Annotated in this window: 8 protein-coding genes; 1 reads left to right on the forward strand and 7 read right to left on the reverse strand. The window is 43.3% G+C overall.

What is annotated here, in order from left to right; translation table 11 throughout:
* The coding region (locus STRDD10_RS11205) for a GBS Bsp-like repeat-containing protein (RefSeq protein WP_197458327.1) at positions 1–1,332 on the forward strand (1,332 nt) is incomplete at its 5' end.
* A 60-nt stretch (positions 1,333–1,392) separates the two neighbouring features.
* Here STRDD10_RS11205 and purH read toward each other — a convergent pair.
* The 7 genes from purH to STRDD10_RS08775 all read right to left on the reverse strand — a co-directional run.
* Positions 1,393–2,940, reverse strand: a complete 1,548-nt coding sequence (gene purH / locus STRDD10_RS08745) for a bifunctional phosphoribosylaminoimidazolecarboxamide formyltransferase/IMP cyclohydrolase (RefSeq protein WP_067195189.1) — start codon at positions 2,938–2,940, stop codon at positions 1,393–1,395.
* A gap of 1 nt (position 2,941) precedes the next feature.
* Positions 2,942–3,406 carry a GNAT family N-acetyltransferase gene (locus STRDD10_RS08750; protein ID WP_067195192.1) on the reverse strand — a complete coding sequence of 155 codons (465 nt, stop codon included), beginning with the start codon at positions 3,404–3,406 and terminating at the stop codon, positions 2,942–2,944.
* A 42-nt stretch (positions 3,407–3,448) separates the two neighbouring features.
* Positions 3,449–3,817, reverse strand: coding sequence for a hypothetical protein (locus STRDD10_RS08755; RefSeq protein WP_002224354.1), 369 nt, complete (start codon positions 3,815–3,817; stop codon positions 3,449–3,451).
* 2 nt (positions 3,818–3,819) lie between these two features.
* Complete coding sequence (gene purN / locus STRDD10_RS08760; protein ID WP_067195195.1) at positions 3,820–4,377, reverse strand: phosphoribosylglycinamide formyltransferase; 558 nt, start codon at positions 4,375–4,377, stop codon at positions 3,820–3,822.
* Positions 4,377–5,402, reverse strand: a complete 1,026-nt coding sequence (gene purM, locus STRDD10_RS08765) for a phosphoribosylformylglycinamidine cyclo-ligase (protein ID WP_067195197.1) — start codon at positions 5,400–5,402, stop codon at positions 4,377–4,379. The genes purN and purM overlap by 1 nt, the downstream gene beginning before the upstream one ends.
* Before the next feature lie 196 nt (positions 5,403–5,598).
* Positions 5,599–7,038: an amidophosphoribosyltransferase gene (gene purF / locus STRDD10_RS08770; RefSeq protein WP_067195200.1), complete on the reverse strand. Its 1,440-nt coding sequence runs from the start codon at positions 7,036–7,038 to the stop codon at positions 5,599–5,601.
* Positions 7,039–7,195: 157 nt separating this feature from the next.
* The coding region (locus STRDD10_RS08775) for a phosphoribosylformylglycinamidine synthase (RefSeq protein WP_067195202.1) at positions 7,196–9,979 on the reverse strand (2,784 nt) is incomplete at its 5' end.

Consider the following 9,979-nt stretch of genomic DNA (forward strand, 5'->3'; position numbering starts at 1 on the left):
CTTAAAGAAATTCAAGTACCTACATGGTCTGAGAAAAACGGACAAGATGATTTGATTTGGTACAAAGCATCAAAACAAGCGAACGGGGATTACAAGGTAACAATCGCTACAAGTAATCACAAGGCAGATAATGGACGTTATCATTCACATGTCTATCTAATAGATTCCCAAGGAGCTTCCCAAGGGCTTGGCGGTGTCCAATCGGTGTTCAATATCACACAGACACATGGAGACATAGAAATTGATAAGAGCAATATAAACCAAGGAATGTTTGATGTAGTGATAAAAAATATTACTACTCCAAATGGTTTAAAAGAAGTTACAGTCCCTGTATGGTCAGATGTAAATGGACAAGATGACCTCGAATGGTATACAGCATCGAAACAGACTAACGGAACTTATAAAACAACTGTACGTTTATCTAATCACCAATATATCAATGGGTTGTATCACATCCATTTGTACTACCGAAATAACGCAAATAAATTAGAAGGAGTTGGAGCAACTACAACTACCGTTCAGACTCCCGCACCACGTGCATTTATCGAGCGTGAGATGAATAGCCTGATGAACGAGTATAACCGTCTCTTTGGTAATATTGGGGGGCAAAAATCATTGTATATTAGCCCTGTTGATGGAACAGAGTATCGTTTGGTAAATGATAGTGTTCAACCATCTGCATCTTCAATTAAACTTTTTGTTTTAGCTGCTGCTTACGCAAAAGCTGCACGAGGAGAATTGAATTTGCAACAACGTTACACTGTCCAACAATCTGATATCATTCCAAACCAAGCCGTAACACTTAACCTATATGGCAAAGCTGGCTCTAACTATAACCTAGACCAACTTCTCCACTTTATGACGTCAACAAGTGATAACTCTGCAACCAATATTATTATCCGCCATATTGGTGGTGTTGATGCGGTCAATAATGAAATTCGTCGTCTAGGTTACAACCATTCAACACTTAATCGATATATGTATGATAGTGCTGCAATTTCTCGTGGTGTTGATAATTATATCTCTGCTCAAGAATCTGGAGATCTAATTAAAAATATCTATAATGGTACGCTTATCGATAAAGCAACTGATGCTGCTATACTGGAAAAACTAGCTCACAATGTCCATAATTACTGGTTAACAGCTAATATTCGAGATAAGGCACAACTCTGGGAAAAACCAGGTGGTTCACCAGGCTCAGGTACAGAAAATGACACAGCTATCATTAAGAAAAACAATCGTGCTTACGCTGTATCTCTACTAACCTACGGTGCAACTAATCAAAATAGTGCTATTAAACAATTTGGTGAAAAATTTACCAATATTCTTTAATATGAGATACTCTCTATAACAAAAAATCAGGAACTCATTTTGAGTCCTGATTTTTTTATCTTAATGTCTAAAGTGGCGTACACCCGTGAAAATCATGGTCAAGCCATATTTATCAGCCGCTTCGATAGACTCTTGGTCACGGACAGAGCCACCTGGTTGGATGATTGCTTTGATCCCTGCCTTGGCGATTTCTTCTACGTTATCCGCAAATGGGAAGAAGGCATCGGAAGCAAGGACAGCCCCGTCCAAACAATCTTTGGCTTGGTCAATAGCGATGCGGACTGAAGCCACACGATTGGTTTGACCTGGCCCGACACCAAGGGTCATGTGGTCGTTGGTCACGATGATCCCATTTGATTTGACGTACTTGATCGCTTTCCAAGCAAACTCAAGAGCTGTCGCTTCTGTCTCAGTTGGTTGGCGTTTGGTCACTACTTGCCAGTCAGCTGGGCTTTCTTTGACCACGTCTTGGTTTTGAACGAGGAGACCACCAACAACACCCGTGTATTCCGCTTCCACTTCACTGGCCTCTTGCGCGTCAAATGGCAAGGCAAGAATCCGCAAGTTTTTCTTCTTGGTTGTCAAGATTTCAAGTGCTTGGTCAGTGTAGCTTGGTGCAATGATGATTTCAAGGAAGACCCCGTGCATTTTTTGGGCTGTCGCAGCGTCCACTTCACGGTTGAGAACGACAATTCCACCAAAGATAGACACTGGATCAGACTCATAAGCATAATCCCAAGCCGTTTCGATATCGTCGGCTTGACCAATTCCACATGGGTTCATGTGTTTGAGAGCCACAACGGTTGGGCGTTCCTTGAAGTCACGGATGATCCGGATAGCCGCATCAGCATCACGGATGTTGTTGAAGGACAATTCTTTTCCGTTCAACTGTTTAGCTGCCGCGATTGAGTAGTCCGTTGGCAAGCCTTTTTGGTAGAAGTCTGCATCCTGTTGAGGGTTTTCCCCATAACGCATAGGTTGCTTGAGGTCATAGGTCAAGGTGAGTTTTTCAGGCTTGGTTTCACCCACTTGAGCAGTGAAATATTCTGCGATTAGGGCATCATAAGCTGCTGTGTGGCGGAAGACTTTGGCTGCCAAGCGTTGACGGGTTTCATACGTTGTTTCACCGTTGGCTGACAATTCCTCAAGTACCACAGCATAGTCTGCTGGGTCAACGACAACTGTCACGCTAGCGTGGTTTTTAGCTGCTGAACGAAGCATGGATGGCCCACCGATATCGATATTTTCAACCGCATCCGCATAGGTCACGTCTGGTTTGAGGATGGTTTCCTTGAAGGGATAGAGGTTAACCACAACAAGGTCGATCAATTCGATATTATTGTCCTTGGCAGCCTCTAAGTGACTATCGAGGTCACGACGAGCGAGGAGACCTCCGTGGATATTGGGGTGGAGGGTCTTGACACGGCCGTCCATCATTTCTGGAAAACCAGTTACATCATCGATGGCAATGGTGTCCACCCCAGCCTTGTCAAGGGCAACTTTAGTACCACCTGTTGAGATGATATCCCAACCAAGTTTCTTGAGTTCTTGGGCAAATTCAACAATGCCCGCTTTGTCTGAAACACTAATTAATGCGCGTTTAGTCATTCTATTCCTCTTTCTTTAGATCCAACCGCATAGCGACTTCGTTATTATCTTCTATAAATCCTGTTTCCTGAAAACCCAAACTAGTCAGCAGGTACTTCATTTTTTCATTTCCAACCACATAATCTGCGATAATATGATTGCAAACTCTATCCATCTGAGCCTCTTTGATCAGAACTTCCAAGGCTTTTCGTCCATAACCTTTTCCTTGGTACTGCTGGCCGATCATTATCCGCCAGATAAAATATTCTGCCTCATCCTTATCTATTTCCAACAGTAGAAAACCAACCACTTGCTCATCCCAATAGATTGCCATGGGAAACACATCCCCATTCTCTCGGTAGAGCCATGCGTCAGCTAAAGAACGCACATTGGGAGCTACAAAACGCGCTCGTTCATCAGCATCAGATATTTTCAAATCCAGCACTGCCTGAAAACTGCTCTCATCTACTAATTTCAGATTAATCATTTTTCTCCTTTTGAATAAATAGGATTTTGAGGTGATTAAAGACTAATCTAACTCATATAAAAGGTAGTTATCAAAATTTATGATTCCTTTGAGGTAATCTCGGTCTGCTTTAGACAACTCAAATTCTGGAAAAGTCGCAATTAAACTGGACAAATAAAAATAATTCGGGTGCCGACGATAAGAAAAACCTGCTTGACCGAATTTTCCTTGACAAAAATCATAGGCAAGTTTTAATTCTTGACTTGTGACACCGTCTAAAATTTTATCTAACTCTGAAAGCTGACTTTTATCAGTATTTTCTATCATAGCTTTCACTGTATTTACTAAAACAAAAAGAAAATCATTAGTATTATCCAGTAGGATTGGTCTGTTAGATAACTTATTCTTTAACTCCATATAGTATTGGTCCATAATCATTTCTTCCTCTCCACTCCCAAACTATCCAACACTTCTGGATACAACTTGTACTCCGCTTCATGGATGCGAGTCTCGAAAGTATCAAGGGTATCCCCTTCAAGGCGTGGCACACGGACTTGTTTGATAACCTTACCAGTGTCAACACCAGAGTCCACCCAGTGAATGGTCACGCCTGATTGGTCAACGCCTGCCTGCCAAGCATCCTCAATGCCATGGGCACCTGGAAATTCAGGCAGGTAAGCAGGGTGAATATTGATGATACGACCTTCATAGGCAGCCAAGAGGGTTGGGCCGACAATTTTCATGTAGCCCGCCAAACAAACCAGGTCGATTTGGTGTTCATCCAAGAGTTTGACGATGGCTTTTTCATAGGCGGCCTTATTGTCAAATTCCTTTAGTTCAAAGGCATGGCTAGCAACGCCAAGATTTTCAGCACGTTCAAGCACATAGGCATCCCGATGGTCTGAAAAAACAAATTCTACTGGAAACTGTTCTGCGATCACCTGAAAGTTTGATCCGTTGCCAGAGGCAAAAACAGCAATTTTTTTAGCCATTATTTTATCACCACACTTGCGCCATCTTTCTTCACAATTCGACCGATTTCATAAACAGGTTCATCAAGAAGTTCTTTGACACGTTCCACATTTTCTGGTTTCACCGCAAGCATGAGACCAATCCCCATGTTGAAGATTTCAAACATTTCTTCATGTTTGATTTCACCATATTTTTCAAGGGCTTTGAAAATTGGAAGTACTGGGACTTTGCTTTCGTCAATTTCAGCAGCCAAGTCATCTGAGAACATACGTGGTACATTTTCGATGAAACCACCACCTGTGATGTGAGCAATACCGTTAACCAATTCTTCTTTTATGAGTGGCAAAGCTGCTTTGACGTAGATACGAGTTGGTTCAAGAAGAACGTCTTTAAGTTTTTTGCCTTCCAGTTCTGGAAGAACTTCTTCACCTGTGTAATCAGCAAAGACACGACGCACGAGTGAGTAACCATTTGAGTGGATACCACTTGAAGCCAATCCAAGAAGGACATCGCCTGCTGCCACCTTTGAACCGTCGATGATTTGAGATTTTTCTGCGATACCTACTGCAAAACCTGCCAAATCATAGTCGTCTTCACCATACATACCAGGCATTTCAGCTGTTTCCCCACCGATAAGGGCAGCCCCAGCTTGTACACAACCTTCAGCCACACCAGCAACGACTTGTTCCAATTTAGTTGGTTCATTTTTACCAGTTGCAATATAATCGAGGAAGTAAAGGGGCTCCGCACCTGCAGCAATGATGTCGTTGACACACATGGCCACACAGTCCTGACCGATGGTGTCGTGTTTGTCATACTTGATGGCCAACATGAGCTTGGTCCCAACACCATCTGTCCCTGAAATCAGAACAGGCTCTTTGACACCTGTTTTTGACAGGTCAAACATCCCACCAAAGCCACCAAGAGCTCCCATAACACCGGCACGCTCCGTACGCGCCACGTGTTTTTTGATTCGTTCAACCACTTCATAGCCTGCTTCAACGTCTACACCCGATTGAGCGTATGCATTTTTCTTTTCAGTCATATTTATTTCCTTCTTTTAGACACCTATCCTCTTTTTAGGAGAGGTTTATAATATTTCGCAATTTTCACCAAAGCAATAGAACCCACTAAGGTCGCTGTCGTTGCAATAATAACGGCATCAGACAAACTAAATTCGTAGGTGAAGTCTTTCTTTTCAGCGACATTAGACGCTTAAATGGAAAGTTTCATAAACCCTCCTAATAAAAGCTCGTTTTTTCTTTTAGACTTTGTAGATAGCGTTCCTCATAGTCGTAAAGTGGTGTTGGATAGTCTCCATCAAAGTAAGCCACACAAAGGCCACCGTTTGGTGCATCTGTGTCAATTCCAATAGAATCGATCAAGCCATCAATAGACAAGTAAGTCAAGCTATCTGCACCAATGATTTCGCGTGTTTCCTCAACTGTATGATTGGCCGCAATCAATTCCTTACGTGTTTGAATATCGATACCGTAGAAACATGGGTAGGCAAGGGCTGGACTACCAATTGCCACGTGAACCTCTGTTGCTCCTGCTTCTTTTAGCAAATTAACGATACGACGTGATGTTGTCCCACGTACAATAGAGTCGTCAATCATAACCACACGTTTGCCTTTAACAACACCTGATACGGCAGAGAGCTTCATACGAACCCCTTGCTCACGCAACTCTTGTGTTGGTTGGATAAAGGTACGTTGGGTATATTGGTTTTTAATCAAGCCCATTTCATTTGGCAGTCCGGATTCTTCCGCAAATCCCATAGCTGCACTAAGTGATGAATTAGGCACACCAACGACAATATCTGCTTCATGTTTGAACTCACGTGCCAATTGAGCACCCATACGTTTACGAGCTGTATGGACATTGACCCCTTGGATATTTGAATCAGGACGGGCAAAGTAGATATACTCCATCGAACAAACAGCCAATTGGGTGTCCGTTGTATAGTTATCGTAAGTGATCCCCTTATCATCGATGATCACCACTTCCCCAGGATTCACATCTCGAATCCACTCTGCTCCAACCACTTCAAAGGCACAGGTTTCAGACGAAACCACAATGGCACCGTTGACCATTTTCCCAATCGAAAGAGGACGAAAACCATTTGGATCCAAGGCTGCAATCAGCTTGTCCTCAAGCATGAGGAGGTAAGCAAATCCACCTTTCACCGTATTCAAGGCTTCTTTCACCTTACCCATGAAGGATGGGTTGTGGCTCCGACGAATCAAGTGGGCCAAGATTTCTGAATCAGAAGTTGAGCTAAAGATCGCTCCGTTATTTTCCAACTCCCGTTTGAGTGACTTGGCATTGGTCAAATTTCCGTTGTGGGCCAGTCCAAACTGGATATCATGAAAGCGAAAGAGGAAAGGCTGGATATTATCCACCGAAGCTTCCCCAGCTGTCGCATAGCGAACATGGCCAATCGCTCCCGTTCCCGTCAACTTATCCAAGTTAGTAGGATTTCGAAATACTTCTGAGAGAAGACCCGTGTCACGATACCGTTTTAGTTGACCCGCATCATTTGAAAGGATCCCCGCCCCTTCTTGACCACGGTGTTGAAGACTGTGTAATCCGAAATAAGTCAGTTTTGCAGCATCTGGGTGTCCCCAGATCCCAAAAATACCACATTCTTCATTAAGAGATTTTACTTCGTATGTCATTTTTTATACCTTTTATTTCTGATATTTCCCTTATGCAAGGCGAACGAAAGTAACTGTCACCAGATTCTCATTCCACTAATGTGAACTCAAGTTTGCAAGCTCTTTAGAACTACTGCTACATTGAAAAATATCATTACTGAGTACACTTGGCACTCTATTATTTTCCAGTAAAGTATTGAACCGCTGACGCAAAGAGGTGTTGGTCTTTATTTCCTGGAATATTTTGGAAGAGACCGTCTTCGAAGCGTTCTGAGTGACCCATCTTACCAATAATTTGACCGTTCTTACTTGTGATACCTTCGATAGCATTTACAGATCCGTTAGGATTGTATTTAGAATCCATGCTTGGTTTACCTTCGAAGTCAACATATTGAGTAAAGATTTGACCATTGTCACGAAGCTCTGCAAATTCCTTAGCTGTCACGACAAACTTCCCTTCACCGTGTGATACTGGGATGGCATGGATGTCACCAACTTCTACTCCAGCAAGCCATGGTGAGTTGGTATTGGCAATCCGTGTTTCCACCATCTTAGCCACGTGTTGGTTAGCATCATTGTAGAAGAGGGTTGGACTTGTGCCGCTTGCATCTTCAAAGTTACCATATGGAAGAAGACCTGATTTAACAAGGGCTTGGAATCCGTTACAGATACCAATGATCAAACCACCACCTTCGATGAAGGCATCAATGGCTGCACGTACTTTTTCATTGAGCAAGATGTTCACGATAAATTTAGCTGATCCATCTGGTTCATCCGCTGCTGAGAAGCCACCTGCAAAGAAGATAATATTCGCTTTTTCAATATTGTCAACCATAGTGTCAACAGACTTGACAATCGCTTCTTCATTCAGTGTGACAAATGGTACCAAGTTGACTTTTGCACCTTCTTTTTCAAAGGCCTTAGCGGAGTCATATTCTGAATTGGTACCTGGGAATACTGGGATGTAAACCACTGGTGTTTCAACTGTTTCTTTTGCTTTGATCACAACATCTGATGCTACAGTAGATACTTCTTCCAACTCTGTTGCTTGTGCAAATTCCGTTGGGTAAACTTCTTCCAATTTACCTTGGAAAGCACTGTCAAGTTTATGCCCATCAAGCATTACACCATTGACAATTAGTGTAAAGCCGGTTACTGTTTGTCCAATTTTGGCAACACCTGCAATTTCTTCAGGAGACGTGAAGACGAATCCACCCAATTGAGCTGTCAAGCTAGTGTCAAGGTCAGCTAATTCAACGTTAGCTCCGATATGGTTACCAAAGGTTGCCAGAGCAAGAGCTTCAAGGACACCACCATATTTAACAGATGATGCAGCTGTGACTTTATGGTCAGCTTGGATGGCTTCAAATTGAGCAAAGTTTGACTTGATAAGATCGAAGTCAATTTCTTGTGCCAAAGCTTGACCAGGAATGTAGTAAATATTCTCACCAGCAGCTTTGAATTCTGGAGAAAGAACCTTACGGCTATCTGCAGTTGTGACACCAAAAGCAACCAAGGTTGGTGGTACGGTTAATTCTTCAAAGGTACCAGACATAGAGTCTTTCCCACCGATAGATGGCAAACCAAGTTGGATTTGCGCTTCAATGGAACCAAGAAGAGCAGCTACTGGTTGACCAAAACGCTCTGCTTGTTTGTCCATGCGTTCAAAATACTCTTGGTAAGAGAAACGTGCTTTCGACCAGTTTGCCCCTGTAGCCACCAAACGAGCGGTTGCTTCGATCACGGCATAGGCAGCGCCATGATAAGGAGACCATTCTGCCACATAGGGGTTGAATCCTTGCGCCATAACAGAAGCAGTTGTTGTCACGCCATGTTGGACTGGCAATTTCTGTACAGAAGCTTCCGTTGGTGTGATTTGGTAGCGACCACCGAGTGGGTGATTGACTGTTGAACGACCAACTGAGCTATCAAAGATAGTTTGCAACCCCTTTTGACTGGCATGGTTGAGATCAGCCAAGACTTCAAGCGTATCCGCTTCGAGGGTTGCAGCAGATGTTTGACGTTCTTCTGGAAGCTTGACATCCTTGTCAACCACCTTAGCATCTACAACCACACGTACACCATTTGTATCCAGGAAAGAACGTTCCAAATCAACGATGGTTTCACCATTCCAGTGCATGACAAGATTTGGCTTCTCCGTCACTGTCGCAACGACAACAGCATCAATATTTTCTTTATTACATGCTGCAACGAAGGCATCTACATCTTCTGGACGAACCACTACAGCCATCCGTTCCTGAGATTCAGAGATGGCAATTTCTGTACCGTTCAAGCCTTGGTATTTCAATGGTACTTTGTCTAGATCAATCTCAAGACCATCTGCCAATTCACCGATAGCTACACAGACACCACCAGCACCAAAGTCATTTGATTTTTTGATTAGACGTGTCACATCCCCATTACGGAAAAGACGTTGAATCTTACGTTCTTCGATAGCATTCCCTTTTTGAACCTCAGCACCAGCAGTTTCAACAGATTCAACCGTTTGAACTTTAGAAGAACCTGTCGCACCACCGACACCGTCACGTCCAGTCTTACCACCAAGCAAGATAATCACATCACCTGCTTCAGGTTTTTCACGGACAACATTTTCCTTAGGAGCCGCACCGACAACGGCACCTAGCTCCATACGTTTAGCAACGAAACCTGGGTGGAAATATTCACGAACATAAGTTGTTGCCAAACCGATTTGGTTCCCATATGAAGAATAACCGTGAGCAGCGGTTTTTGAAATCACTTGTTGGGGCAATTTACCCGCACGAGTTTCAGCAATTGGTGTAGTAATATCACCAGCACCTGAGATCCGCATGGCTTGGTAAACGTAAGAACGTCCTGACAATGGGTCACGAATGGCACCACCGATACAAGTAGCCGCTCCACCAAATGGTTCAATCTCCGTTGGGTGGTTGTGGGTTTCGTTCTTGAACATGAGGAGCCATGG

The sequence above is a fragment of the Streptococcus sp. DD10 genome (assembly GCF_001578805.1).
In the GTDB taxonomy this organism is placed as follows: Bacteria; Bacillota; Bacilli; order Lactobacillales; family Streptococcaceae; genus Streptococcus.

What these genes read in the sequence shown, in the direction of transcription:
- purF (WP_067195200.1), bottom strand. Translation starts at nt 7,038, where the DNA reads ATGACATACGAAGTAAAATCTCTTAATGAAGAATGTGGTATTTTTGGG.
- STRDD10_RS08755 (WP_002224354.1), bottom strand. Translation starts at nt 3,817, where the DNA reads ATGGACCAATACTATATGGAGTTAAAGAATAAGTTATCTAACAGACCA.
- purN (WP_067195195.1), bottom strand. Translation starts at nt 4,377, where the DNA reads ATGGCTAAAAAAATTGCTGTTTTTGCCTCTGGCAACGGATCAAACTTT.
- purM (WP_067195197.1), bottom strand. Translation starts at nt 5,402, where the DNA reads ATGACTGAAAAGAAAAATGCATACGCTCAATCGGGTGTAGACGTTGAA.
- purH (WP_067195189.1), bottom strand. Translation starts at nt 2,940, where the DNA reads ATGACTAAACGCGCATTAATTAGTGTTTCAGACAAAGCGGGCATTGTT.
- STRDD10_RS08750 (WP_067195192.1), bottom strand. Translation starts at nt 3,406, where the DNA reads ATGATTAATCTGAAATTAGTAGATGAGAGCAGTTTTCAGGCAGTGCTG.